Annotated in this window: 23 protein-coding genes; 18 read left to right on the forward strand and 5 right to left on the reverse strand. The window is 46.8% G+C overall.

Annotation, left to right across the window (positions count from 1 at the left end; all coding sequences use genetic code 11):
- Positions 1-106: 106 nt before the first annotated feature.
- The 3 genes from OXN25_23815 (at position 107) to OXN25_23825 (ending at position 3,617) form a co-directional block, all read left to right on the forward strand.
- Positions 107-451, forward strand: a complete 345-nt coding sequence (locus OXN25_23815; GenBank protein MDE0427896.1) for a hypothetical protein — start codon at positions 107-109, stop codon at positions 449-451.
- Between the two features lie 61 nt (positions 452-512).
- Positions 513-2,573, forward strand: a complete 2,061-nt coding sequence (locus OXN25_23820) for a leucine-rich repeat domain-containing protein (protein ID MDE0427897.1) — start codon at positions 513-515, stop codon at positions 2,571-2,573.
- Between the two features lie 714 nt (positions 2,574-3,287).
- Positions 3,288-3,617: a hypothetical protein gene (locus OXN25_23825; protein ID MDE0427898.1), complete on the forward strand. Its 330-nt coding sequence runs from the start codon at positions 3,288-3,290 to the stop codon at positions 3,615-3,617.
- 13 nt (positions 3,618-3,630) lie between these two features.
- Here the strand turns inward: OXN25_23825 and OXN25_23830 are convergent, their stop codons facing one another.
- A complete protein-coding gene (locus OXN25_23830) occupies positions 3,631-5,040 on the reverse strand; it encodes a glycosyltransferase family 39 protein (GenBank protein MDE0427899.1) in 1,410 nt (469 codons plus the stop codon).
- A gap of 343 nt (positions 5,041-5,383) precedes the next feature.
- Between OXN25_23830 and OXN25_23835 the strand changes: the two genes are divergently transcribed.
- The 3 genes from OXN25_23835 (at position 5,384) to OXN25_23845 (ending at position 9,784) form a co-directional block, all read left to right on the forward strand.
- On the forward strand, positions 5,384-6,100 hold the full coding sequence (locus OXN25_23835; GenBank protein ID MDE0427900.1) for a hypothetical protein: 717 nt from the start codon (positions 5,384-5,386) through the stop codon (positions 6,098-6,100).
- Positions 6,101-6,328: 228 nt separating this feature from the next.
- Positions 6,329-7,555, forward strand: coding sequence for an ammonium transporter (locus OXN25_23840; GenBank protein MDE0427901.1), 1,227 nt, complete (start codon positions 6,329-6,331; stop codon positions 7,553-7,555).
- A 969-nt stretch (positions 7,556-8,524) separates the two neighbouring features.
- On the forward strand, positions 8,525-9,784 hold the full coding sequence (locus OXN25_23845; protein MDE0427902.1) for an ammonium transporter: 1,260 nt from the start codon (positions 8,525-8,527) through the stop codon (positions 9,782-9,784).
- 193 nt (positions 9,785-9,977) lie between these two features.
- Here OXN25_23845 and OXN25_23850 read toward each other — a convergent pair whose 3' ends face one another.
- From OXN25_23850 to OXN25_23860, 3 genes are read right to left on the reverse strand one after another with little or no spacing between them, the layout of a single operon-like run.
- On the reverse strand, positions 9,978-12,029 hold the full coding sequence (locus OXN25_23850) for an acetylxylan esterase (protein MDE0427903.1): 2,052 nt from the start codon (positions 12,027-12,029) through the stop codon (positions 9,978-9,980).
- 14 nt (positions 12,030-12,043) lie between these two features.
- Positions 12,044-12,448, reverse strand: coding sequence for a helix-turn-helix domain-containing protein (locus OXN25_23855; protein ID MDE0427904.1), 405 nt, complete (start codon positions 12,446-12,448; stop codon positions 12,044-12,046).
- The gene (locus OXN25_23860) at positions 12,445-12,783 is read right to left on the reverse strand and encodes a type II toxin-antitoxin system RelE/ParE family toxin (protein ID MDE0427905.1); all 339 of its coding nucleotides are present in this window, start codon (positions 12,781-12,783) and stop codon (positions 12,445-12,447) included. The genes OXN25_23855 and OXN25_23860 overlap by 4 nt, the downstream gene beginning before the upstream one ends.
- Before the next feature lie 275 nt (positions 12,784-13,058).
- Between OXN25_23860 and purD the strand changes: the two genes are divergently transcribed.
- The 10 genes from purD (at position 13,059) to OXN25_23910 (ending at position 23,591) form a co-directional block, all read left to right on the forward strand.
- Positions 13,059-14,333, forward strand: a complete 1,275-nt coding sequence (gene purD, locus OXN25_23865; protein ID MDE0427906.1) for a phosphoribosylamine--glycine ligase — start codon at positions 13,059-13,061, stop codon at positions 14,331-14,333.
- Positions 14,334-14,485: 152 nt separating this feature from the next.
- Positions 14,486-15,007, forward strand: coding sequence for a DUF2250 domain-containing protein (locus tag OXN25_23870; protein MDE0427907.1), 522 nt, complete (start codon positions 14,486-14,488; stop codon positions 15,005-15,007).
- A 154-nt stretch (positions 15,008-15,161) separates the two neighbouring features.
- Positions 15,162-16,370 carry a VWA domain-containing protein gene (locus tag OXN25_23875; protein ID MDE0427908.1) on the forward strand — a complete coding sequence of 403 codons (1,209 nt, stop codon included), beginning with the start codon at positions 15,162-15,164 and terminating at the stop codon, positions 16,368-16,370.
- Between the two features lie 36 nt (positions 16,371-16,406).
- Complete coding sequence (locus tag OXN25_23880) at positions 16,407-16,745, forward strand: type II toxin-antitoxin system RelE/ParE family toxin (GenBank protein MDE0427909.1); 339 nt, start codon at positions 16,407-16,409, stop codon at positions 16,743-16,745.
- Entirely contained in the window at positions 16,742-17,146 is a 405-nt protein-coding gene (locus tag OXN25_23885; GenBank protein ID MDE0427910.1) for a hypothetical protein, read from the forward strand. The genes OXN25_23880 and OXN25_23885 overlap by 4 nt, the downstream gene beginning before the upstream one ends.
- 52 nt (positions 17,147-17,198) lie before the next feature.
- Positions 17,199-18,005, forward strand: a complete 807-nt coding sequence (locus tag OXN25_23890; GenBank protein ID MDE0427911.1) for a glucose 1-dehydrogenase — start codon at positions 17,199-17,201, stop codon at positions 18,003-18,005.
- Between the two features lies 1 nt (position 18,006).
- Positions 18,007-18,243: a hypothetical protein gene (locus OXN25_23895; protein ID MDE0427912.1), complete on the forward strand. Its 237-nt coding sequence runs from the start codon at positions 18,007-18,009 to the stop codon at positions 18,241-18,243.
- Positions 18,244-18,691: 448 nt separating this feature from the next.
- A complete protein-coding gene (locus OXN25_23900) occupies positions 18,692-21,268 on the forward strand; it encodes a T9SS type A sorting domain-containing protein (GenBank protein ID MDE0427913.1) in 2,577 nt (858 codons plus the stop codon).
- Positions 21,269-21,436: 168 nt separating this feature from the next.
- Positions 21,437-22,498 (forward strand): polyprenyl synthetase family protein, encoded by a 1,062-nt coding sequence (locus tag OXN25_23905; GenBank protein ID MDE0427914.1) that lies wholly within the window; start codon positions 21,437-21,439, stop codon positions 22,496-22,498.
- A 28-nt stretch (positions 22,499-22,526) separates the two neighbouring features.
- The gene (locus OXN25_23910; GenBank protein ID MDE0427915.1) at positions 22,527-23,591 is read left to right on the forward strand and encodes a tagatose 1,6-diphosphate aldolase; all 1,065 of its coding nucleotides are present in this window, start codon (positions 22,527-22,529) and stop codon (positions 23,589-23,591) included.
- Between the two features lie 92 nt (positions 23,592-23,683).
- On the opposite strand, the gene OXN25_23915 is transcribed toward OXN25_23910, so the two are convergent.
- Entirely contained in the window at positions 23,684-24,169 is a 486-nt protein-coding gene (locus tag OXN25_23915; protein ID MDE0427916.1) for a hypothetical protein, read from the reverse strand.
- A 162-nt stretch (positions 24,170-24,331) separates the two neighbouring features.
- Between OXN25_23915 and OXN25_23920 the strand changes: the two genes are divergently transcribed.
- Together OXN25_23920 and OXN25_23925 are read left to right on the forward strand one after the other, a co-directional pair.
- On the forward strand, positions 24,332-25,534 hold the full coding sequence (locus tag OXN25_23920; GenBank protein ID MDE0427917.1) for an LptF/LptG family permease: 1,203 nt from the start codon (positions 24,332-24,334) through the stop codon (positions 25,532-25,534).
- Positions 25,535-25,637: 103 nt separating this feature from the next.
- Complete coding sequence (locus OXN25_23925) at positions 25,638-26,699, forward strand: LptF/LptG family permease (protein MDE0427918.1); 1,062 nt, start codon at positions 25,638-25,640, stop codon at positions 26,697-26,699.
- Positions 26,700-26,703: the final 4 nt, after the last annotated feature.

Consider the following 26,703-nt stretch of genomic DNA (forward strand, 5'->3'; position numbering starts at 1 on the left):
TTTACCAAGTTATACGCAAAATGTCAATAACTTCTAAATGTAAACAATACCTATAATTCTCTGCGTGTTGATTTGCACGTTGGTTGCATGCCAAAAAACGCCACCAGTGCCAATCACCTTAGAAACTATCGAACCTAAACAGAAGCGTGTAGATGAAATACGTCCGCGCCAAACCCCCGTTAGAATTGAGAGGAATCCTGACAAAACTTATAGCGTCGGTGATAAACTACCCGACGAACTCTATGATACAGAATCGAACAAGAAATTCACTCATCAAGGGGATCTTATCATCTCTGTTATAGAGAAGTACAATGATAAAGTTGCGGGTTCATTAACTTTTAGAGGTGTCCTAAAGTTAGAAAACGGAACTCAATATGAAGCCCCTGAGAGATGTGTTATTATCTTTCCTGAAGGAAGGATAGAAGCAGGGCATATTAACGTCTACAGATAGGGACTTCGTAAGGAGGCGAAACAACGTAGCGAACCCTTGTTCATATCGGAGGTATCACTACATGAAAATACCCTTGACTCTATTTATCTTATCCGTGCTGTGTGTTATATTCATCTGTCCACTACACATGAGTGCCGGACAGAATTTGAACGTTGGTGAACTCCCTACAGTTCGGATGATCTACTTTCTGCCCAATGACTGGCTATACCGTCCCAAAGTCGTTCAGGAGATGAAAGATAGTATCCGCACCGCTCAAAACTTCTTTGCCGAGCAGATGCAAGCACACGGCGAAGGCAAGAAAACTTTTCGCTTTGAAACCGATCGTCAGGGGGCCCCAAGGGTGCGTCTCGTAAATGGGAAATCCCCCTTTAGCCACTATGACAACACCGCTGGCGATGCTGTAATTGAGGAACTGGAGCAGGCATTTGATTTTGGGGCGAATATTTACTTCATTGTGCTTGGGGCTGGGAAACTTCCTTACCTTCGTAATGGCGGGGGAAGTGGGCGCGGAGGTCGACGAGGAAAAATTGGTGGACTCGTAATAGTGCCTGATCAATTTACCTGGGGAACGGTGGCACATGAATTGGGACATGCCTTCGGATTGCATCACGATTTTCGGGATGATTCGTACATCATGTCGTATGGGGCCCGTCAAGATCCTTCTCTATCTGCAGCAGCAGCCGAATATTTGGCTGTGTCCCCATTTTTTAATCCTCGCATTCCCACGGCATTTATGTCACCACCAACCGTTGAGCTCATTTCCTCGCCTACATACGCCGCAGGATCAAAAAGTATACCCCTTCGGTTCAAAGTCGAGGATTCAAGTGGACTTCATCAAATCTTACTTGATCGAATCTCACCAGGTGCTCACGTTGTGACTGGAGAACTCCAAAAATCTCGTGGATTGGCAGGGAAAACAGAAGCTGTTGTTGAATTTGAATATGAGGGTGGTGTTACTTTTTCTCATGTAAATTCCAAGGGTAGCTTTACAGATTTTGTAAGTCTTTCCGATGCTGCGATACATCATGTTGGTGTTAGGGTGATTGATACATCTGGAAATATCAGCGTGTCTATTTTTCGACTTTGGGAACAGTCACATCCTGACGCTGATGATGCGCCACAGGAACCCAAAGTTGTATCCATCACCGACGCGAACTTGGCAAAGGCTGTCCGAAAAGCCTTGGGACTCAAAAACAAAGGTCCTATCACAAAACAAGATATGTTGAAACTTGACGTATTAGATGCCAGGAACAGTCAAATAAAGAACCTCACGGGACTTGAGCATGCCAAACAACTCACCCGATTAAGACTCGATCGAAACCAAATTCGGGACTTAAATCCGCTTTCAGGCTTAACGCGCCTAAAAACGCTAACGCTTGATGAAAACCAAATCAGCAACATCGGTCCCCTTACAAAATTAACGCAATTAGATTGGTTGTTGATTGGTGGCAATCCGATAAAGAACGCCGGTGTCCGACTGATTGCCGGATTTAAGCAACTCAGAGGGTTATCCCTCTATGATAGTCAGATAAGTAACATCACACCGCTGGCAAAATTGACGAAACTCGAAAGTCTCTGGCTCGACTATAATCAGATCCGCGATGTCTCGCCGCTTGCGGGATTAACGAATCTTCGGACGTTATATCTCCGAGAGAATCAGATCCGCGATATATCTCCGATCGGGAAGTTGACGCAACTGACGAGTTTACGGCTTGCCGATAACCCGATAGCAGATGTGGGTCTCCTTGCGAGTCTTCGGAGACTTGAAGATGTGGATATTGAGATTCCGCCTGCCGCTCCGAGCCTTGCCGATTTTGCGCCCCCGCCTGATGTCACATCGTTGTTCGGCAACTATCCGAATCCGTTCAACCCGGAGACGTGGATACCGTATCAGTTGGCATCGCCTGCGGATGTGAGCATCACCATTTATGCTGCTGATGGCGCGTTGGTGCGCACATTGGATTTAGGGCATCAGTCTGGGGGACACTATGATTCTGGGAGCCGTGCGGCATATTGGGATGGTAAAAACGAAGTCGGGGAACCTGTCGCAAGCGGTGTCTATTTCTATACATTGACAGCAGGTGAATTTACTGCCACGCGTAAGATGTTAATACGGAAGTAAATTTTCTTTGGGGGTTGGGCAAAAGTAGTAGACACCGTCGTTTATCCGCGCGGACACTAAACACCGAGTGTCTACTATTTTGAGACCGATTGTGTAAGTATAAACCTCTTTTCAGGTCTATTTCATCCCTTTTGAATGCTAAACGAGCATTCGGCATTGATTCCTCTACAAGTTATATTTCTGTCAGTTCTGGGATGTGTTCGTCTTCATATTTTTCTATCAATACACCGATGATTTCCATTAGGGAGGCTAATGGATGACCTTCATCTTCTCCTACGACATCAATTAAATTGTCTAATACCTCTATAAGTCGTTGGTATTCACTTTGTCGATGGGGAACAAAAATAACTTCTGTTAGTAGTGGTCATACATTTTGAGCAGTTTGTACTTCCGTTGCCATGGTTCATTCTCTCCATTTGCTTTTGTTATATTCAGCAGAGCAGTCTACCACAATTTGATTCAAATAGCAAGTTTAATAGTTTTTTCATCTATCCCCATTTTCTTTTTAAGGATTGTGTTGAAATTGAATGCCGCTGGCTAAATGAGAAAAAATCTTGATTTTTTTCCATAAAGGCGAGTATAATACTCCTATGCCGGACGCTTGGAGGCAACTGTGCAAGAATCACCTTTATTACGGGCTGTGTGCCGATCGCGAAGCAGCGCTGCGTGCCAATCAGACCGGGCCGCGTGTTAAAACTGTCAGGTTGTAGAAAAATGGAGAAAAAAGCAATGAACGGTGATACGATAACAACGAAAGAGATGTTTGAGTTACTGCGTGCTGATATACAAAATCAGTCTTCAGAACTCAAGGGGCAGATCACGGGACTCAAAACACAGATTGCCGAGGTCCGATCCGAACTCAAAACAGATATCGCTGATGTCCGCTCCGATATTCAATCTTTAGACGATCGACTTCGGAACGTTGAAACTGCTGTAGCGGGAACGACAGCCGTTGCGACTTACAAGAAAACATTGATTGATTGGTTATTTCGTATTGCAGCCGCAGTCGGTGTCGGCGGAGCAATCAAGGCGTTTTTGTCTTGAAGGCGATCATGTTCTATTCCAACAGATAGATGTGAATTGTCCTGTCTTTCGCACGTGAGAAGGCAGGCAAGGTCTTTACAAGGTGCCCGCGTTCGCGAATCCAACTGCGGACCTCCACATTCGCATCGAAAACGTTAAAACTCGCCACGTCTACAACAAACCACAATCGCGCTTTTCCAGAAGATTCCCACTGTTTCTCGAAACCTGCTGCGTCGTCTAACAATTTGCCTATGTAGACGGGCATCAGTTCTGGAAGGTAATACCGACCCATCTCAGGTTCTGAAAGCACTACGCTATCCGTTGGTCTCTTTTCGGCTTCAATCGCTTCAAACGCCTCCCGCCATCTCGGTCGCCCACCGTTTTCGATCTGAAAGTAGAGATAGACCTGTGAGAGCAACGTCACCACCAGAACACATGGCATGAGCATCCCCAGTATTTTTCCACCTGATTGTGATTCTATTGCCCCCCAAACCCTTTCGCACGCAATACCAGCGAAAATAAAATAGGCAGGAATCGTCCAGAATAAGTAATAACCGGCGACATTTTGAAATTGCGATGCTATGAGAAAGAGTGCCAGCGGTACACCAGCGTAGCAGAGTAAAAACCGTACAGACCTGTTGAGTCCCATCGCGACGCAACCGAAAAAGGCAGTAACTGCTATCGGCACGCTCATCCCGTGGACGAGCGTTAGCACAATATAGAGTGGGCTTCGCTGCCATACATTGCGTCCCCACCCGGAGAAGAGATAGTCCCGAACCTGTGGAAATATCAGTGCGAACACCGGCATCGCGAAAGGGATAAAGAAAATAAGCAGATTCAGCCACCGTTTTTTGTTGGATTTTTCTGATAGACAGACTACCGCATAGACGGCTAATGCTGGCACAATTACAACGGAGAGGATGTGCGAGAGAATTAGACAAAAACAAGAAAGGAGTGCACCTATCGTCAAAAGCGTCGAATCGCGTTCGAGGGACAGATAGAAGCACCACGCTGTCAGGACTCCAAAGAGTAGTGTAAAGACGGGATAACGGGCGTTCTGTGTCCAAAACAGATGCCAACTTGAACACGCCATAAACGTGCTACCAAGAAGTCCAATTCGCCAATTGAATAGCGTGCGTCCTAACCCAAAGACTGCAGGAATTGAGACGATCCCAACAATACACGGAATCAAACGACTCCCCCATTCACTATCACTCGAAAGCGCGATGGATAATTTTACTGCCAGATATGGAACAGGGTTTGGAATGCCCTGCCAACTCTCCAACGAGAGTTTCTGTGCATCTTTAACAGTAAAGACCTCATCGATCCAAAAACTCCACTCGCCCAAATTCCAGAAACGGAGGAGTGCCCCGAATATTACAACAGTGCTTAAAAGCGCAATATGCTTTTTTTTTGGGCAATCTTTTGTTGAAAATTTCAGCATTTTTGTTAGAAATCTGTCTCCTCACTTAATAGTGAATGGTTAATGGGTAAGAACGGTTTGTCGCAAGAACACATTGCGCTAACCGCTATAACGGGAACTACCAACCACCAACCACTAATAACCAATAACCAATTGGCACGCGTTTTGCTTTAAGCGACAATAGGTGCGCAAGATGTGCTGGTGAAAGCCTGTTGTTTGCAGGCGAGTATATCAGAAAATTATGTCGGAGTCAAGAGGCTCCGTTCTAAATAGAAACCTGAACTGGCACGATAGCACCGTGATTGTCCGTTAACTAAATCTACACAACACCCATGCACGCTTTGGTGTGCACAAGGAGATTTTAATGAAAACGCATACATTTTGGTTCGCTCAGTTGTTAGCAGTCGTCTGTATTTTCGCCGTCGGTAGTATCCATACTGCCTATGCAGATGCACATGAAGCCGGTGAAGAGATGGCGGAGGAAGAGGCATCAAGTGCTTCGGGTTGGTTCCGTACTGACACAGATAGTTTAGGCACACAGATATGGGTGGGTGCCAGTCATTCTCCAAGTTTCCTCGGCGGTCTCTCATTAGATACCGACATTTATGTTGTTGGGACGTTCGGTGAGTTAGATATTGGACTTGGTATTCCGGTTGTTGATAGCGACTCACTGTCACTTAGTTTCCTTCCCATGGTAGGTATTGGGTTTGATTACGCTGCACCGAACGGGCCATCTTCCTTGATTGCCCCGCAGTTGTTTACGTATCTCACCGCTGGTTCCATCTATTTTGAGTCATGGATACAAGGGTTCTTCAATTCGCCTTTTGATTATGGTGACGATTCGATCTACACCCGAAATTTTTTACTTCTGTCGCTCAACGATACACTCTCTGTTGGTCCACAGGTAGAAGTAACGCTTGATTTAACCAACGGCGGACTCGGGGGTCTTGCTCCCGGTCTTCGGGCAAATGTTGCCTACGGTGAAAATAACACCCTCGGAGTCTTCGTCGGCTTTGAGACCCAAAAAGAGGACGAGGATACAGGAATTACTGGCAGAATGACATTCGTTCGCTCGTGGTAAAGACGCGAACTATCAGTTGTTAGTTATCGGTTATTCGTAAAAAGAGGCGTGTGATGGATCAGTCCTTCTTTACTGACTGCTAACAACTGACTGCTGTTCTACAAGGAGATATTTCAAATGAAGAAAAAGGTGATTATAGTCGTTTTTGCCCTTACCTGCCTATTAAGTCTAAACGTTTTCGCCTTAAATGGAGCTATTGAGGGCGAGAAGGTTTCTGACGCAAAATATATGGCTGACACGTTATGGGTGCTTGTCGCTGCATTTCTCGTTTTCTTTATGCAAGCAGGATTCGCTATGGTGGAATCAGGATTCACACGCGCCAAGAACGCCGTCAACATCCTTATGAAGAACCTGATGGACTTCTCGATGGGTTCGATCGCATATTGGGCGATCGGTTTTGCTATCATGTTTGGTGCCGGTAATGCATTCATGGGAACAAGTGGATGGTTCGTCCCATCTGATTCTGATGTATTTGGTTCATTGGAATGGAGTTCTGTTCCGACACATGCCGCATGGCTCTTCCAGCTTGTGTTCGCTGCTACTGCCGCAACTATCGTTTCCGGCGCAATGGCGGAACGCACACAATTCAAAAGTTATCTCATTTACAGCGTCTTCATCACCGGTGTTATCTATCCGATTGTTGGACACTGGATTTGGGGTGGGGGTTGGTTGTCAAATCTGGGTATGTCTGACTTCGCGGGTTCAACAGTTGTCCATTCGACAGGCGGTTGGCTCGCTTTGACAGGTGCTATCGTCTTAGGTCCCCGTATGGGTAAATACGATAGTGAAGGCAACCCGAGACCGATTGCTGGACACAATCTTCCGCTTGCCGCACTTGGGGTCTTTATTTTGTGGCTCGGATGGTTCGGATTCAACCCAGGTAGCCAAATGGGTGCTGATGCAGCCGACATCTCCAGTATTGCTGTAACCACCAACCTCGCAGCAGCAGCGGGTGCTATTCTGGCTATGATTACCGCGTGGATATTCCTCGGTAAACCCGATGCTGGTATGTCCCTCAACGGCGCACTCGCTGGATTGGTCGCAATTACTGCAGGCTGTGCCTCTGTGAGTCCAGTATCCGCTGCGATTATCGGTGCCCTGGGGGGTATCGTTGTTGTGTTGAGTGTCCTGTTTTTTGAAAAACTTCGCGTTGATGATCCGGTTGGTGCTATTTCTGTACATGGTACGTGTGGTGCGTTAGGAACGATTCTCCTCGGATTTTTCGACAGTGAAAGTGGCGTTTTCTTCGGTGGTGGATTCGAGCTTCTCTGGGCACAGTTCGTCGGTGTTGTCGCTGTTCTGGTATGGTGTCTCGTTACAGGCTTTATTCTCTTCTACGGTATCAAAGCTGCTACAGGTTTACGGGTTACGGAAGAAGAAGAACAAGCAGGACTGGACTACGAAGAACACGGCGCAAGTGCCTATCCAGACTTCAACGTCTCTGCAATACGTTAAACGTATTTTTCTCATAGCCTTTCGGCTATGAAACGAATAGGGACCGCCCACTGGAAGTTTCACTTTTATCCCTGAGTTTTACTTCATGATTTGTGGGCGTTTCCCTTTTTGCTGTTGTATTTGATTGCCTTTTTTTCTCTGTTGTAGACTATAGTTCACTGGTTATTCCAATAGGAGCGGATGCTACCTTCACAGGATCGAAACGCTGGTGGGACTAAATACACTTGAAATTATCATAATCTTCAGCGTCAAAACTCCGTCCTTTAGGTAGGAGATGTAGACGTTGTTTTCCTTGAAACAAGTGATTGAATCTGCTATAATACGCATTGTAATCGGCATAGGTTGTAGTTGATGCTATGGTAGATACGCTAAACAAGTGAGACAACTACGTAAAAGCCTTACAACTCTATACTTGTAAAAAATCTGCTTGACATACACAGTAGGGAAAGACAGGTCATGCTGAATCCCATTTGAAAATGTGTATCAAACTTTTCGTAAGGACACGTTTGTGTCGCAGTCGGGATAGCGTCTGTTGCAGTAGGCTACGTAAGTCTTTGACTGGAAGCAGTGGTCGTTGATAGCACGAATGCTTCTGTAAAACTTTTGCAGAAGCCTCGCCCTTTAGGACGGGGTCTATCACTACTTGATACCTTCGCTGTATTCTGCTAAAATGGCAAATTAATGCCTGTTATCGTAAAAATCGGGAAATATAACTTCTATCTGACAAACTCACTTTTTTGCTGGATGAAATTTTGGAACTCACCAGCGAAAGTGTACCCTTAACTGAATAGTAGACAGAGCAGTCTGCTTTATAGAACAACGGAACAAGCACCATTTGCTTGTGAATATTATGGAGGATCCCAGATGCGACAACGATGTGCATCGACGTCTGCGAAAAAACGATCTGGTTACACACGAATTAGAACACTAATTGTTATTCTTTTACTTTGTGGCGTGCCGAGTTTGGCGATGGCACAGGAGGCTACACATGATTCAGGCGACACCGCTTGGATGCTTACCTCAACGGCTCTCGTCCTATTTATGACTATCCCCGGACTCGCCCTCTTCTATGGAGGACTCGTACGCGTCCAAAATGTACTCTCTGTCCTTATGCAATGTTTCGCATTGACAGGGTTGATTACTATTATATGGGTTATCTGTGGCTATAGTCTCGCCTTTAACACCGTTGGTATGGAGGCAGGAAAAATCACACTCACCTCCTTTGTTGGCGGGCTTGGTACGATGTTCCTGCGCGGTATCGGTGTAGATACTCTCTCTGGGACTATCCCTGAAACCGTTTTTATCACCTTCCAACTCACATTCGCGATTATTACACCTGCGCTGATTGCTGGCGCGTTCGCTGAACGGATGAAATTCTCCGCGATGCTCATCTTCTCTATAATCTGGTCGATAATCGTGTACGCACCGCTCTGCCACATGGCATGGTCTGGCGACGGATCACTCTTTGGCGATATTATCGGGGCACTCGACTTTGCTGGTGGTACTGTTGTGCATATTAACGCAGGAATCGCAGCGCTCATTGCTGCCATCTTAGTCGGAAAACGTCTCGGTTATCAAACAACAGCAATGCCACCGCACAGCTTAACGCTGACCGTTGTTGGTGCATCTATGCTTTGGGTCGGCTGGTTCGGCTTCAATGCCGGTAGTGCTGTTGCCGCTGATGGTGCCGCGGGTATGGCGATGCTCGTCACGCAGATTTCAACTGCAACTGCTGCCGTTGCGTGGATGTTTGTTGAATGGGCGAAACACGGCAAACCGAGTGCTTTGGGCATTGTAACAGGGGCGGTCGCCGGCTTGGTTGCTATTACCCCGGCTTCTGGTTCCGTTGGACCTATCGGTGCTCTCGCTATCGGTATCGTCTCAGGAGTCGTCTGTTTCTGGGGTGCTACCAGCTTAAAAGCGCAACTCGGCTATGACGATTCCTTAGATGCGTTCGGTGTTCACGGTATCGGTGGGATTGTCGGGGCATTATTAACTGGAGTTTTTGCCGCCGAAGGTTTAGGTGGTGTTGGATTGGATAAAAGTATCGGGATGCAAGTTTGGGCACAGTTCCTTAGCATCGTCGTTACTATTATTTGGAGTGGTGTGCTTTCGTTTATTATCCTCAAGATTGTTGATGCCATAGTCGGCTTACGTGTTGAGGAGGATGAGGAACGCATGGGACTCGACCTTTCTCAACACAACGAACGTGGATACAACCTTTCATAGAAGACAATTTTGTAATTCCGCACGGTTACAAATCGTGCTGACAAACGTAAGGGCGGACCGCAGTGTCCGCCCTATATTTTTTCCTTATTTTGTACCGCAAACTTTTAGTTTGCGACTTAGAACACACAATCTGACAGATTATATTACAACTGAAGTGAGAACACTCAATCCTTATTTGTGTCCCCGCACTTAATTAGCCTGCCGTCACCCGTGCAACGATCTCTTCATGGGACAATCTACCACTCTCCACAAGCAAACGCTCGCTTGCGCCAATATTTCCGTATACCTCAGCAATCCATCCCGTGTCAAATGCATCACCCGTGTTATGGATAATCAGCGGTCGCGGTGCAATCAGCGTCCCGGCAGTCCGAAAGTCCCCGACCTGCCGGATATTCGGTATGGGTAGCGTTTCCAAGAAAGCAGCGTCGCCATCAAGATCGTCTTGCAGGGCAAATGCTGCTGCATCTACAACAACGTTCTTTACATCTGTGAATCCTGCCGCCAACAGACTCCACAGTCCCCCTTCACCAATCCCAATCAAATTCACTTCCGAAACGTCCCCCCTATCTGTAAAACAGTGCAGTGCCGTCACAATGTCTTGCACGCGTGATGCGGCAGTTGTTCGGTTATAGGTAGTAAAGTAATTGGTATCTTCTGATCTCTCATAATTCCTATGTTCGCCTGTACCGAAAACATCAATCAGGAGCACTTTCCGGTCGGCACTGAGCAGGTTTGTGATAAGCGGCAACGGTTCCCCCGTTTCTGTATCAATTAACTTCTCTTTGCCTTCTGGGTGAACAATAACAACCACGGGGTCATGTCCTACTTGTGGTTCTGGGCTAAATAGAATAGCGGGAATAGCGTCCCCTATGTCCTTTCTACCGATAACGAGATGTCTTGCCGACATCTGAATATGGGCTTGCAAGCTGCGCCCTACATTCCTTTGATAAGTCGTTGGAAAGGCACCTTTCGGTTCAAAAAGCGTTACGTCCATACTTTTCGGAATTTGTAATCCGAGTGCGTGTTGCAACCCGCTCCCTATCTCTTCACGGAATGTCTGGAGTTCTGTTTCATTCGTCGGTTTCCGTTGTTCTATTGCTGTACGACAGCGATTCGCCCAAGTCGGTAGAAACGTCTCCTGTTTTAAGGCATGCCTGGGCATCTCACGTTCTGAGAAAACCAGCAAGGCATCGTCCGGTTCAACCTGAAACGGCACCTCTTTGAACGCCGAAGCATCCTCTACCCCTAAGAACCATTTAGCAAACCAAGCGTATACGGCTTCGCGGCTCTCTTGATTGTAATTATGTTCTGCGTCTATCTGAACCTGATGCACTTTGTCTGCTGCATCGAAATGGGCATAGATACTTCGGATAGCAGGATATTCAACCGTCGGGGTATTCACTGTCCAGTCACCTGTCGCCGACACCAGTAGAAGCGGTCTCGGTGCCATCAGCGCGCCAATCTCAATGTTGCTAACATCTAAACGCAGGTTCGGCGCGTTTTCACAGAGGCAACCGCCTTGCATCGTCGCTGAAATCATATTCACAGGGGCAGAGACCTTGATACGTTCATCAACCGCTGTCAAGATAAAGGTCTGTGTGCCACCCCCTGACGCACCTGTACACCCAATGCGTTCACTGTCCACATCTGGCAGGCTCTCTAAAAAGTCAATGGAGCGAATACTATTTTGGAGTTGAAGGCCCATTGCACTCATACCCCATAATCCTTCGTGGACACCACCATAGCGGTGGTCTATCTGTTTACCACTATCATTGTAACCGATCATATCGTACGCAAAAATGACATAACCTTGTTTGGCGAAATTGATGCATCGTCCTGGAATTGAGCCGCGCGGAATGTTCTCAAGTCTCCCACGTGCCCAATGTCCGTGTGGACTCACAATCCCCGGAAACGGACCCGATTTCCCCAACGGACGATAAAGATTTCCGGTTGTGAAGAAGCCTGGAAAGGGTTCAAAATAGACCTTCTCCACACTGTAATCTTCTCGTTCGATTCTCCCGAAGATTTCGGCATTGAGCGGGGTCGGTTCGTGCCTCGGGATTAAGCCGTTAGCAACCCGAATTTGTTGACGTAACGCTGCGGCTTTTTCTGTCCATTCCGCTTTGCTATAACCGGGAAAGGTATAGGGCGTATTCACGTCGCGTGGCGTGCCACCGCGCGCATCGTTAACAACCTGCGAGGCATCCGTAAAAACATGGGCGAGTTCGTGGTGTTGTTCAGCCATTGCTTACTGATCTCCTATTTGTTATCTGTAGCGAGTACCATATCAGGTTTAATGCCCTCTGAGGAGGCAATCGGAGCATTCGCGCCTATCTTCTCTGACTGAAAGTCCTCGTCTTTTAGTAGTTCGATCGAAAGTCGGCATCCCAGTGCCTTGAGAATAGTCACAAAGGTGTCAAGGGGTGGAGCATCTTCGCTTGAAAGGATTTTCGACAGGGTTTCTGGTGCCATGCCGGTGTGCTTGGCAACTTCGGCAATTCCACCTTGCGATTCTATAAACGTTTTGAGGGACAACAGTAGTACGGGCGTGTCACCATCAACTTGGTATTCTTCCAATGCAAATTGAATATAGTCAATTGCTGCATCCCAATCGGCTGCAAGCTGCGCTATTACGATATCTCTCCATTTTCGGTATTTTCTCATGTTCGTGTCTCCTTGTATTCTCGCCAATAGCTTTTTGCGCGTTCGATATCCTGTACCTGCGATGCCTTGTCGCCCCCACAGAGCAGAAGGACAATTGTTCTATCCACTTCACCAAAGTAGATGCGATAACCTGGCCCAAAAGGCAGACGCAGCTCAAAGACACCGCCACCAACAGATTGGTAATCTCCAAAATTTCCCTTTTCAAGTCGGTCAAGTCTACCTCGAATTCTGCTTTGTGTTCTTGTATCTCGAACTGCGTTAAACCATTCCGTAAAGGGTTCACGTCCATTTTGCGTTCGGTAAGTTTCTATTTCTCGTGGGTGTGTGTTGCGCATTGATGGTTTCTTATACCATTTCTGATTGAAATTGTAGCATAAACTTTCAGTTTGTGCCTTCTTGTAGCATAGGAAACCGTTGGTCTCCTGCGCATTCAGGTGCCGTTAATGTGGTATAAACTTTTAGAAATGGTATTATTTCTTTTCCTATAGGTAACAGTTTGAAGTCGATGCATTAAGTATAACACAGCCGCTGCTATTTTTGAACTTAATTTAAAACCTTTGATTTCCCGAACATATTCTGATATAATACACTCAAAAAAGGACAAGACCTAATGAAAATACTGGTTATTGGGCAAGGCGGACGTGAACACACACTCGTCTGGAAACTTGCCCAGAGTTCGCTCGTTGAAAAAATCTATTGCGCCCCCGGCAATGCCGGCATCTCACAAATCGCAGAATCTATCCCTATGCCGGACCAGTTTACTGACTTGGCAGACTGGGCGGAATCCGAAAATATCGGATTAACTGTGGTCGGTCCCGAAGCACCATTGGCTGAAGGGATCGTTGATACATTCCATGAGCGCGGACTCAAAGCGTTTGGACCCGATAAACGTGCTGCTCGTCTTGAAGCAAGCAAAGATTTCGCCAAGCAGCTGATGGTGAAAAACAATATACCAACCGCAGCGCACCGCACATTCGTGGATGCTGAGGAGGCGATGGCGTATATTGAGGATCAAAATACACCTGTTTTTGTTAAGGCAGATGGACTTGCCGCTGGCAAAGGCGTTATCCCCGGACGTACCTTCAAACAGGCGGCGCAAGCTGTCACAACTATTTTAATAGACAAAGCATTTGGCGAAGCAGGCGATAGCGTCGTAATTGAGGAAGAATTAATCGGCGAAGAAGCCTCGTTTACCGTTCTCACTGATGGCACACACTGTCTGCCTTTTGTCTCTTCGCAAGACCATAAAATGTCGCACGACGGGGATACGGGTAAAAATACCGGCGGAATGGGTGCTTATTCGCCTGCTCCTGTTATCACACCTGAACTGCACGACGATGTGATGCAGCACATCGTCTACCCGACTATCAACGGTATGGCGGCTATCGGAAGACCCTTCAGAGGTGTGCTATACGTCGGTTTGATGATTACGGATGCCGGTCCGAAGGTGGTGGAATTCAACTGTCGTTTTGGAGACCCGGAGGCACAAGTGCTTTTACCGCGTCTCAAGAGCGATTTGGTGCCTTTGTTGATGGCGTGTATTGATGGAACGATCGCACAGCACACTAACGTGCAATGGCATGACGAAGCCGCCGCTTGTGTCGTCATGGCTTCGGGGGGGTATCCTGACCCTTACCAAACGGGCAAAATTATTACAGGCTTGGAAGATGCTGCAACGCTTGAAGCGGTGAATGTCTTTCACGCTGGCACGAAACACGACGGTGAAAACATCGTCACGGATGGCGGTAGGGTGTTAGGTGTTACGGCTACTGCTGATGGGTTACACGATGCGATTCAACGGGCATATCAGGGCGTTTCTGCTATTCGGTTCGCCGATGCGCATTTTCGGAACGACATTGGATACCGAGCATTAGAACGCCTTTGAGATGGTGTAAGAAAATTTGTCTAACTTAGGTGTTGGCGTTCTTTAAGATGTTCAATAATCTTACCAATCTTAAAATCCTGTAAATCCTAATTCTAACGGACGAAATAGCGTCAACTTAGAGTAATATATTGGCGTTACAATGGTATGAATGAATGGTTGCTGAGCTCACATACAAAATTGCCAAATGTTGCACCCCACAAGAGGGAGACCCAATTACCGGCTATTTCAAAGAGGACGGCACGATTACTGTCCACAACGCCACCTGCAATGCAGTCCAAGGTTTACGGACAGAGCGGTTGCTAAAGGTAACATGGGATGAGATCCGGACGACCGAAGTCGCAGCGGATGCCGTTCCACTCGCACCCGAATTTGCCGAACTTGATGAAACGGATTACTTTATACTCAAGCACCATCAAGAATTCGGAATGGACTACTCCATCGTTGTCGCTGAGACTTTAAGAGTTCCGCTTGAAGAGATGCAACAACGACACCGAAAATTAAGGGAACTTGGTGGGTTAAAACGGGTGCAAGGACGTGTAATCCAATATCGAAAGAACATCGTTAAAGGCAAGTGGATCAAACACCGGAATCATACCTACTATGAATTGACACCAGAAGGCAAAACGTGGATTGCAGCTTTTGAAGATCAGCAAACTTTGGCATCTACCATGTAGTATAACCTATTAGGTTGTGCTATCCAAACGTCTGTCTTCGTCCGGGTATCTCCACCTAAAAGAATGCCTTACGGTCAAAATTGCGTCCGTCCTGATCTTAATTATTGATTGCCGAGACGCGTACCGATGAAAAAACACACTGAGAGGGTTTATCATGTTAAATCAACTTCTAAATTGGCGCATTGATGCCGAACGGCGTAGAAATAGGATACGTTCTGTCGTTTTATTATCTCTTATTGTTCACATGATCGTTGTCATTGTCTATCTCTTCTTGCCAATAAACCAACTCAGCGATCAGCAGGAGGATGCCTTTGCTGTTGATTTGATTGACGATGCAGAAGCACCCAGGAAGCGCAGCCCAAAGCCCAAACCGCCATTGACAAAAAAATTATATGATCCCAATCAGCAGCTCGCAAGAAATGCGGAGGATAGGAAAATTGAAACGACGCGGAACAAAATAGATGAAGTCATGAAACTCAGTTCACGCGTTGTGATTCAGGATGTTGAAGTCAATAAAGCACCGGTGAGTGAAACCATCCCAGATGTTATGACGGATGCCCAATTACGAGATGCGGAAGCCTCAAATCTCAGTAGGCTCATCTCACAACCCGGACGCACCGATGGTCGCGGGGTTGTTACCGGTAGAGTCCGAGCGCGTGGAGACGAGGGCATGGGGAGGTTCCGTGGCAGTGGACAGGGCGGCGGGGACGGACTCCTCGGCGGTGGTGGGGCTGACGGTATCGCAGATCGGCTTGGCATCATTGATTTCCTCAACGAACTTAACGGACCCAAAGAGGTCGTCTACTGTCTTGACATCACCGCAAGTATGGTGGCAGCGGGAATGAAAAAGTTACCATTGGCAGTAAGCGCTCTAAAAGATTCCGTAATGATGTTAGGAGATGAGGATAAGTTTAACATTGTAACGTTTTCTACCACAGCGGAAACTATGAGTGAGAAAATGATTCCTGCGAATGCGACGAACATAGAACGTGTCTTCAAGTACCTTGACAGATTCACACCGGAGGGTCTTTGGAAGAATAGCGATACTAACATTCTCCTTGCCATTGAAGCCGCTTTGACGTTTGAACCCACTGTTGTTGTTTTGATAACAGATGGCTTACCACAAGTAGATAAGAATAGTGAAGTACACATTGAAACGAACACTCAGAAGATTCTTGATATTGTCCGTGAACAGAATCGCAATAACGCCGTTATCTACGTTGTTGGTCTTGAAATTAATTTAAAACACTCACGTGGAGCAGAACTGCTTGTTTCTCTTGCTGAGGAACACAACGGAAAAATAAAGGCTATTGACGGTGGACAATTGTTTGAATTCGCAGAACAGGAAGGGTTAAACGATTAATTAAACTGGTATTGATGTTAATCAAGCACAATCTTAATGCGTAGCACACGCCCACGAGAGCTACAATTCTATCAGACTTCAAAAGGTAGTGAACCTTTCACTGAGTGGTTTAAAACTATTCGAGATACAAGAGCACAAAGTAGTATTCGGTCGAGATTGCTCTATCTTGAGCAAGGCAATTTCGGTGATTACCGCTCTGTGGGTGGAGGCGTTTTTGAAATGCGTATCCATATCGGGGCGGGTTATCGTGTTTATTTTGCGGAGATAGATAACACAATTGTGCTTTTGCTCTGCGGTGGGGACAAGGCATCGCAAACGCGAGATATTCGACGCGCAAAAACCTATTGGCAAGAATACAAGGAGGCACACACATGAGAAAATTAAGAAAATGGCATGATGTTCTTATTGAAGACCTGACCGCGGATCGCGAGGCTGCCATCGGGTTTCTTCAAGCGGTATTACAGGATTACCAAATATACAGGAACCCAGCTGCGTTAGTGAGTGCACTCCGGATTGTTATAGACGCACAGGGCGGGATCCCCAAACTTGCCAAGCAAACTGAAATGGACCCACAAACCCTCTCGGAAGTGTTCTCGTATGAGAAGCCACCGCGCCTTGATATGCTCATAACGATTCTTACCGCGCTTGGATGTCGGCTTTCAATTGAACCTCTGGAGAATAAAGACTTTTGTTCAACATCTGTAGGTATACATACCCGGATTGCGCCGCCGGAGGGTAGCAAATCCGATACAGCACTTGCTATAGATAGCGAATAGAATTGGAGAAAATAAAATTGGTTAATTGGTATAACACAAATTGGAGTAATATATGATTCAAAAACCCGCAACCAACGTCATCCAGCAATTTCGACTTGATGGCAAGGTGAGTCTTGTCACGGGTGCCAGTCGTGGCATCGGACTCGCTATGGTGGAAGGGCTCGCAGGCGCAGGTTCCGAACTCGTCATTGTTGGCAGAGAACTGGAGACATTAACACCCGTTGCTGAACGAATTGCTGCGGAGACCGGTGGAACCGTCCTCCCAATTCAGGCGGATGTCGGGAATCTCACTGAAATTGATGCGCTCGTTGCCCAAACTGTTGAAACCTTCGGCAGAATTGATGTGCTCGTCAATAACGCTGGAGTCAATAGACGGAATCCTGCACTGGACTTTACCGAAACGGATTGGGATTTCGTCACAGATATTAATCTCAAAGGTGCCTTCTTTCTCGCAAAAGCCTGTGGTAACGTTATGAAAGAACAGAAGGCTGGAAAGGTCATTAATACCTTATCGCTCACCTCAGCGATCGGGTTACCCACGAGCGTCGCCTATACGGCAGCGAAAGGTGGACTCCTGCAATTGACAAAACTCCTCGCTGTAGAATGGGCGGAACACAACATTCAAGTGAACGGCATCGCACCCGGGTTTATCCGGACAGAGATGACCGCACCCGCACGCGAAGACAACCGCAATGAATGGATCCTCAACCGGACACCCGCCTATCGGTGGGGAGAGCCTGAAGACTTGGCGGGTTTGACAATCTTCTTCGCATCCAATGCCTCTGATTTTGTCACCGGTCAAATGGTCTTCGTGGATGGTGGATTCATGGCAGGAAGCGACTGGAGGCGACGTTCCTGATATGGAAAAAGAACACAGTTTCGGAAAAGGCGAAAACCAGACTTCACTCAAAGAAATTGAACAGGTCCTGCACGAACTTCAAATTGAAGACGCTGTTCTCTTTGACCACACACCCGTTTTACGCATCCAGATCTCCGAGGCGCAATTTGCGCATGCACTCGAAATCCGAGAGGTTTTGGTTGAGCGCATAAAACCCCTCGGATACCGTTTCGTTGCCCTTGATTTAGATGAATTCTAATTATAGGAGCGAGGGCTCCTCGTCTGTCTTGTACGAACTACTATTCACTGACCGCCATTCACAATCCGCTACCAAAATATTGGCATAGCCTTTCGGAGATTTCGGAGCAAAAAAATTGATTTTCATGCTATGATGTGTTATAATATTATAACCTAAGTTCTAAGTTGCTACTAACGGATTTGGCACATTTCAGAAAGGTTTTTCAGTCGCTTTCCACACCCCAGAGGGGTGATATATCTATAGAAAATGGCGTATTTACCGATCGCACTCCAGCGGAGTGCTATATGTTTATGATACGCGGCAACTTGCGTTATTATAGCGAAATTTGCAATTATCTATCATATCCTCTTATTCTTGTATCGGGTATTTGGCTGTTAGAAATAGGTGTCCATTCGCATAGTAGAAATATTTATTGTTATGATAAAACTGATCACCCAAAGGAGTTGCCATGAAAACAATAGCCATTTATTTACTTGTGTTTTTGACTTTCGTTACATTTCTATGCTTGCCGAATAGTTTCGCTCAGGAGGAGATGCCTCAGTATGTCGTGCGAACGGTTTACTTTGTTCCAAATGACCTCCTCCCCGATCCGAATATGGAAGCCTATCTGGGTACATTGATGAAAGATGTCCAAAAGTTTTACGCCGACGAAATGGAACGCCATGGGTTTGGCAGAAAAACCTTTAGACTTGAAACCGATGAGGCAGGAAAAGTCATCGTGCACCGTGTGATTGGGCAGTTCGAAACCTCACATTATGATTTCCAACCCCTTACATCAATTGGAACTGAAATCAAGGAACACTTCGGTGATATATCAAAGAATATCTATATCACCTCATGCGCCACCAAGAACGGGCTGGATTGCTTCCTTATAGGTTCTGGCGTGGCTACTGAGTGGAGCCTTCATGAGGGATATGCATACACATACCATAAAGGCGCGACTCATCAGGGAGCTTGTGGGCTACCGCGTAGTGTTTTCGGCGTTACAATTCACGAGTTAGGGCACGCATTTTCATTGCCTCACGATTTTCGGACCGGAGGGATCATGTCGTATGGTTATGATGGGATTCCGCTGTCGATGTCTAAGTTTGCAGCTGAATGGTTAGATGCCCATCGGTACTTCAATGAAAACCCAACCGATATTAAGGATACACTCACAAGAATAAAAACGTTTCCAATCCTCGCCTATCCACCCAATGCGGCCATTCTCCGCTTTGAGTTGAGTGATCCCGATGGATTGCATCAGGCAAGCATAGTTGGGTACCGAAAAAACTATGATAACAGCATGAGAGAGAGCTTAATTGCTTGTAAATCCTTAAACGGAACAAGCGCAACTGTTGAATTTATCACCACCGAATTAGCCCCATCGCCCCATCATCTTATGTACAATCATCTTTGGGTTATGGATAAGCGTGGAAATTATATACAGGAGCCTTTTTTCTTCCAAGAAGATGATATGCAAGCAGCTGATAAAAATCAGGTAGATATCAACAGTGATGGTATTGTTGATGCGAATGACCGAATTCCTGCGGATATCCGAAAAATTTCTGGAGATAATCAGCTCGGCCTCCCTAACGCTTGGTTACCAGAACCCTTCGTTGTAGAAGTCGTAGACGCAAATGGTGACCCAGTCGTAGGCATAGAAGTCATCTTTCGTGTGACTCAGTATCCAACTGAGGATCACCCCGCGGGCTCTCTGCGGAGCGATCACGGGCTTCTCTCCGATATGGAATCCCGCACGGATGCCGATGGACGAGCACAGAATCATCTGTTGCTCGGATATCAAGTAGAGACTCTCGCCCCTGTAGTCCATGTGAGTGTCCCTGGCGTTTCCAAACAGATCCGTTTTAATGCTATGGCGCGAGAAAAAGTACTCATCGATCCGTCAGAATATCCGAATATCTATTGGGTAGACGCGATAGATAACCATCTTTATGGGCCTGAAGGGAGTGAATGGGTACATGCCACCCAGGTACAAAGTATCGCTTATGATGAATTAAATCGGCAAATGTACTGGATAGAGGGGCTGCTACCTATGGGATATCACTGTGCATCGATCAAAAGTACTGCCCTGGATGATCTTTTTTCGCCTCATATAGAAATCTCGACTTTCATGAACATGCCGGTGAGTCTTGCCATTCACCCGTTGCAGGGCAAACTCTATTGGACGAATAATCGGGGCGAGATTCAAACGTGCAACCTTGACGGTTCCAATATTGAAAATCTGATCACAGGGCTCAATTCCCCGAAACACATCACCATAGATACAGCCCGCAGTAAACTCTATTGGACAGATCGACAAGAACGCATCCTATCGGCAGACCTGAATGGAGAAAATATCCAAACCTTTCTGAAAATTCCGCAGACGCTTGGACACATCACAATAGCCGGTGACCACCTCTACTGGACCGAGAAAATTAGTGAAACGAAGGGAATAATCAGACGCGCGGATCTTGAAAAACATAGGCTGAAAGTATTATATAGGTTAGATAGCGTCCCAGTGGGCATTGCTGTCGACCTTGCAAGTGAGAAGTTGTATTGGACAGATACCCAAGGGCGCATCCGTCGCGCAAATTTTAACGGTTCACAGATTGAAGATGTTATCATAGGATTACTTGTGCCAGGTCAACTCGTGCTTGACATACCTCGTCCTATGGATGAGAGTGAGAGTATGGATGAGAGTGAGAGTGTCTCTGCCGCACCGGGGCACCTTGAGTCTTTTCCACACCCTGAGTTGACAGAGGTCTTACCGAACTATCCCAATCCGTTCAACCCGGAGACGTGGATTCCGTATCGTTTAGCTGCCCCTGCTGAAGTCAGCATCGCTATCTATGCTGCGGATGGCAAGTTAGTGCGGACGTTGGATTTAGGACATAGGTCAGTCGGTAGTTATGAAACTCGGAGTCGTGCTGCCTATTGGGATGGTCGAAATGACCAAGGGGAGCCTGTAGCAAGCGGTGTCTATTTCTATACCCTTAAAGCCGATGCATTCACCGCGACGCGGAAGATGTTGATCCTGAAGTAAGTCTGGTGTGTTTCAGAATCCCCGTGGCGGAATATTATATTGAAATCCGTTATAAGGCAAAATTTGCGAGTCAATCCTTGAGAAGTCTTGGGTTTTCTACTTCCGTCGTCTCGAAAAGGCAATGAAGGGGTGCGAAAAATAAAAAACGGTTAAAATATAAGGATACCGATGCAGAAAACTGAACAGGAACCTTCACCAACACAGCACCTTGTTACGACTTACCTCAGCGATGTCAAACGCAGGGTTGATGCCTGCATCTTCGATTTCCTCCCGACTGCCCACGAGCACCCGGATGTCCATCAGTTGTACCAGATGATGTTAGACTACCCCCGCCGCGCCGGTAAAGGGTTAAGACCCGCGCTCTGTATGCTTATCTGTGAAGCGTTCGGCGGAGACCCAGAACGCGCCGTAAACACTGCCGCCTCACTCGAACTCCTCCAGAATTGGCTCCTGATTCACGACGATATTGAAGACGGTTCCGAACTCCGTAGAGGTGAACCCTGTCTCCATCAAAAGCACGGAACTCCGATGGCAATCAACGTTGGCGATGCACTCCACTGCAAGATGTGGGAACTCCTCCACCGAAATACAGAGGTCCTCGGCCATGAACTCGCCTTCCGAATCCTATCTGAGTTTATACAACTCAGCAACCAAGTCGTTGAAGGACAGCACATCGAATTAAGTTGGGTCAATGATAACCGCTGGGATCTCGACGAGGAAGACTACTTGACAATGTGTATACAGAAGACCGCCTGGTATACCTGTATTACGCCTTGTCGGGTCGGGGCAATTATTGGCGGGGCAAGCGAAACAGAAATAGACGCATTCGTTGAACTCGGCAAAGACATCGGAATCGCCTTCCAGATTCAAGACGATGTCCTTAACCTCATCGGCGATGTCGGTAGGTACGGAAAAGAGATCGCTGGCGACATCAGCGAAGGCAAACGCACTCTTGTTCTTATTCATCTCATTAACGCCTGCACTGCTACCGAAGCACAGCAGGTTATTGATATCATGGCACGTCCGCGAGATGAGAAGTCCGAGGCGGAAGTTGAGAGCGTTCTTCAGTTAATGCAGAAATATAAATCTATTACTTACGCCCAACAACGTTCTAAAGCCCTTCTACAGGAAGCTGCAGGACGGTTTAGCCATAACTTTGCCCTTCCTGATGAACGTGCAAAACAATTGTTTTTATCTTTAATTCATTTTTTCGTTGAACGTGAATACTAACTGATAACCAGTAAAAAAGGAGAGGTTAATGAACGATATTTCTTCTGGAAAATTGCGTGGTATCACCAAACTCGCCGATACAAACGGTCGTTTTAAAATGATGGCAATCGACCAGCGCGGCTCCATGGTCCAAGCACTCGCTGATACACTAAACAAGGACAATGCCGATGTCCAATATGAAGATGTCGCCGCACTCAAAACCTTGATAACGCGGGTTCTTGCCCCGAATGCCACTGCAGTTCTCACCGACCCGATTTACGGACATCCTTACTCTATCACGGAGATTCCACGCGATGTCGCACTCCTACTCGCCTATGAAGAATCAGGTTATGTTAGCGAAGGGGTTGCCGAGAACGAGCGTCTCTCCAACCCTATTGAAAATTGGAGTATTGCCAAGGCACAGCGCGCCGGAGCAGATGCCATTAAACTCCTCGCCTACTACCATCCCGATGCCTCACCGGAAACCCTGAAGCATCAGCAAGCCTTTGTACGTCATGTCGGAGACGAGTGTGAGAAGCACGATCTGCCGTTCCTGTTGGAATTGGTGAGCTACGCACTTGAAGGGACTACGAAGAGCGTCGCGTTTGCAAAACAGAAACCTGACCTTGTTATTCGGAGCGTCGAGGAATTCATTGATCCCAGTTATAAAGTCGATATTCTAAAATTAGAGTTCCCCGCCGACCTTAAATACACTGCGGATTATCAAAATTCTGATTTTTATGCTGGGGATTCGGCTTATGAGCTTGCTGAAGTGAAAGAGGTCTGTCAGAAATTGGACGAAACCTCAACGCTGCCTTGGGTCATCTTAAGTGCCGGTGTCGATATTGAGGAATTTATCGAGAACGTCCACCTTGCAACCGGTGCGGGTGCAAGTGGTTTCCTCTGTGGTAGAGCCATCTGGAAAGACGCTGTCCAGTATTACCCTGACACCAACGCGGTCAAGCAATTCCTTGAAAACGAAGCGACGACGAACTTCACAAATGCGAACGCTGCAGCTGAAAGCGCACTGCCGTGGTTTGAACATCGCCAGTTCGGAGGCGAACAGAATGTTCGTGTAGCCAAGCAGTCCGGGACGTGGTACCAAGATTATTAAACTCTGTCCCCATTTACCGATGAAGACTGCTGGCAGCTTGCAACAACGGCGCAAGCGGAACTTGACCGAAAACGCTTAGGATACTAAGGGGCTTATTCTACGCTTGGCGAATCGCTAAAAAAGTGAATCTTTGAAAAGATTTTTTGGGCAATCTGGAGGGTTGTGTCCGCTGAGACCTTCCCTCCTGTTTCTGCTACCAGGATAACAACGGCGTCTTGGACGAATAGGAAATTCGCACCCGCTTGCCATACCATATCGCCCAGACCGTGTTTATTGTTCGCTGGTGGTTGATAGATAGAATCACGCCCACCGGGTTTTGGCACCGTCTGCGCCGATAGCCGGAATCTACCTTCGTCAGCCGCTGTGCATGCCTCGTCGCCCGACGCAAAAAACCAGTAATGAATCGCTACTGCCGCTGCCGCTGTCTGGTTTAACCACCATCTATCACGCCAACCGAATTGCGCGGAAGGAGCCTTCGGTGCTGTCGGAGAATAGATCTCTTGGGAGGATACATGGCGTGCTGCCACGTCCGCAAGGTCATCAGTTGTGAGTTGAATCTGTTCCAGCGTGAATTTCATAAAGGATATAATAGCATTTCAGTCGCGGAATTTCAAATTAAAAACGGTGCGTGTTCCCACTAACTTATGGGTTTTCTAAAAAAATAAAGGTTTTTTAACCATAAATCAACTAATACAAAAATAGAATAAGTATTTTAAAGGTTCTCGGTTACTGACAACTATATGCGAATATTATCACGATATATCCTCAAAGAATTTTTTCCGCCCTTCATAATAGCACTCACCTGTTTCACCGTTATGCTTATCTTCAATGATCTGTTTCGGTTGACGAAACTTTTTGTGCAGAAAGGGGTCAGTCCGCTCTATCTTATTGAATTAATCTTCTATATGATGCCGGTCATGGTTGTGTTAGCACTCCCGATGGCAGTTTTGGTCGCGATCTTGCTTGCACTTGGACGACTCGCCTCTGATAACGAAATAACAGCAATGAAATCGCACGGTGTGGCATTCTACCAACTGATGCTACCCCTTTTGGGAGTCGCGCTGATATTGAGTTTTGTGAACTTAGCACTCATGGACTATGCCTTGCCACAGGCGAACCTCGCCTATGCTTCACTCAGACGCGATATACAAAAACATAATCCCGCTTTCGTCCTTGAGGAAGCCACTGTTATGAAGGAATTGGAAACCGAGGGGAAGTTGTGGATGTATGAATCTACCAATGCAGAAAGCGGACGCATGCAGAACGTCAAAATCTGGGATAGCATTTGGGGTGGACGTCCAGTATTTAGCCACGCACAAGAAGCGACCCTCGCTTTTGAAGACGGTCGAGCAATGCTGACGCTTTACGACGGACTTTCTTATGAACCCGCAACAGACAATCCAGATGAGTTTCGTATAACGAAGTTTCAACAACAAAAACTTTCACTTCAGATGACCGAAGACTTGGAGCGCGGCGAATTTCAAAATCAGACTCCGCGTTCGATGAGTGTTGCTCAACTCAAGGAATTCATCGGCACATTGCAATCCACCGTCCAAACCAGCGCAAACCCAGACTACGCACGCCATAAACTCCGTTTTGCTCAGGTCGAATATCACAAAAAATTCTCTATTCCATTTGCATGTTTCGCACTCGGTTTAATTGGTATTCCGTTAGGGTTGATGGTGAAACGGAGCGGCAAAATGATCGGATTTGGGATCGGATTAGCTGTAATCGTCATCTATTACTTATTATTACAAGCCGGGCAGACGGCAGGGGTTGACGATGTTCTCTCGCCAATCTTTGCTATGTGGCTACCGAATATTGTCATTGGGATATTTGGAATCGCGCTCAGTCTCTGGGTAATGGGCGAAGGAAAATTACGCGCTTGGCGGGATCGGGACAGGAAAGTGCCACTCGTTGTTAATAGGAAAGCAGAATCTTAGCTGCTATATCGCATACCTTATAGATATACAAAACGCAAAGTTGTAGCACACGCGTCCCACTGCCTCACGATTAAAAATAAAAGTTTCAGGATGTGAACATCGTTTGAATATTTTAGACCGTTACTTGCTTCGGGAATATCTCCGCGCCTTCATTGTTGGGCTCTGTTTCTTTATCGCCTTGGTTGTTATCGTCCGTCTGCTTGATTACGATCTCAAGAAGTTTGAGGACGATGTCGACTATATAACCGCGGTCAAGATTGTTTTTTTTCGAACGCCTCGTCGGATCATGGAAATGGTACCCATCGCTGCGTTCGTCGCTGTCTTTTTTACACTCGGCAGGATGGTGAGAAACAACGAATTCACTGCGATGAAAGCTGGTGGGATCAGTGTTTACCGGATTCTCGTCCCTATCCTTGCTGTGACACTCCTTATCTGTGGGCTCTTCGCATTTTTCTATGACCGAGTCGCATCACCCGCCTTTCACCAAGCACACCTCTTGGAAAACAAAGTCCGACCTCGACGCGGCAGAAATATCGTCTTTAAAGGCAAAAACAATCGTATCTTTTACTCGCAGCGAATCGTATTAGATGCTCAGAAAATCAGCCACTTGACAATCTATGAGTATGATACAGATGAACAACTTGAGCGCATCTTCTTTGCGAAGTCAGCAACATGGACACCTACGCAGTGGGAACTCACCGATGGATATATCCGTCATTTTGAGAAAGGCGTTGAGGTAAATTACGAGACTTTCGATACTTATGCTATTGAGCGTTATGAAGATCCCGCTCGTTTTATCGGGAGCGAAAAAGACCCGAGAGCGATGACGATTAAGGAGCTCCGCGAGCAGATCGCATACAAACAACAAGCAGGGCAGATCTCCCGGAAAGAGCGTGTAAAGTTATATCACAAAACAGCATATCCTTTCGCTGCTGTCGTCGTCATTATGCTTGGCGCACCAATCGCCATCCGGTTTGGCAGGGCTGGGTTTTTTGCGGGTTTAGTCATTGCCTTCTTTATCTCTTTCATCTATTGGGCACTTTCCTTTGCAACGCTTGAGGGATTGAGTGAGAGCGGAAAACTCCATCCATTCCTCGCCTGTTGGGGCGCGAATATCCTCTACGCAGTTATCGGCAGTGTTCTCATCTGGCGGACACCGAAATAGAATC

It is taken from the genome of Candidatus Poribacteria bacterium (assembly GCA_028820845.1).
Classification (GTDB): Bacteria; Poribacteria; WGA-4E; order WGA-4E; family WGA-3G; genus WGA-3G.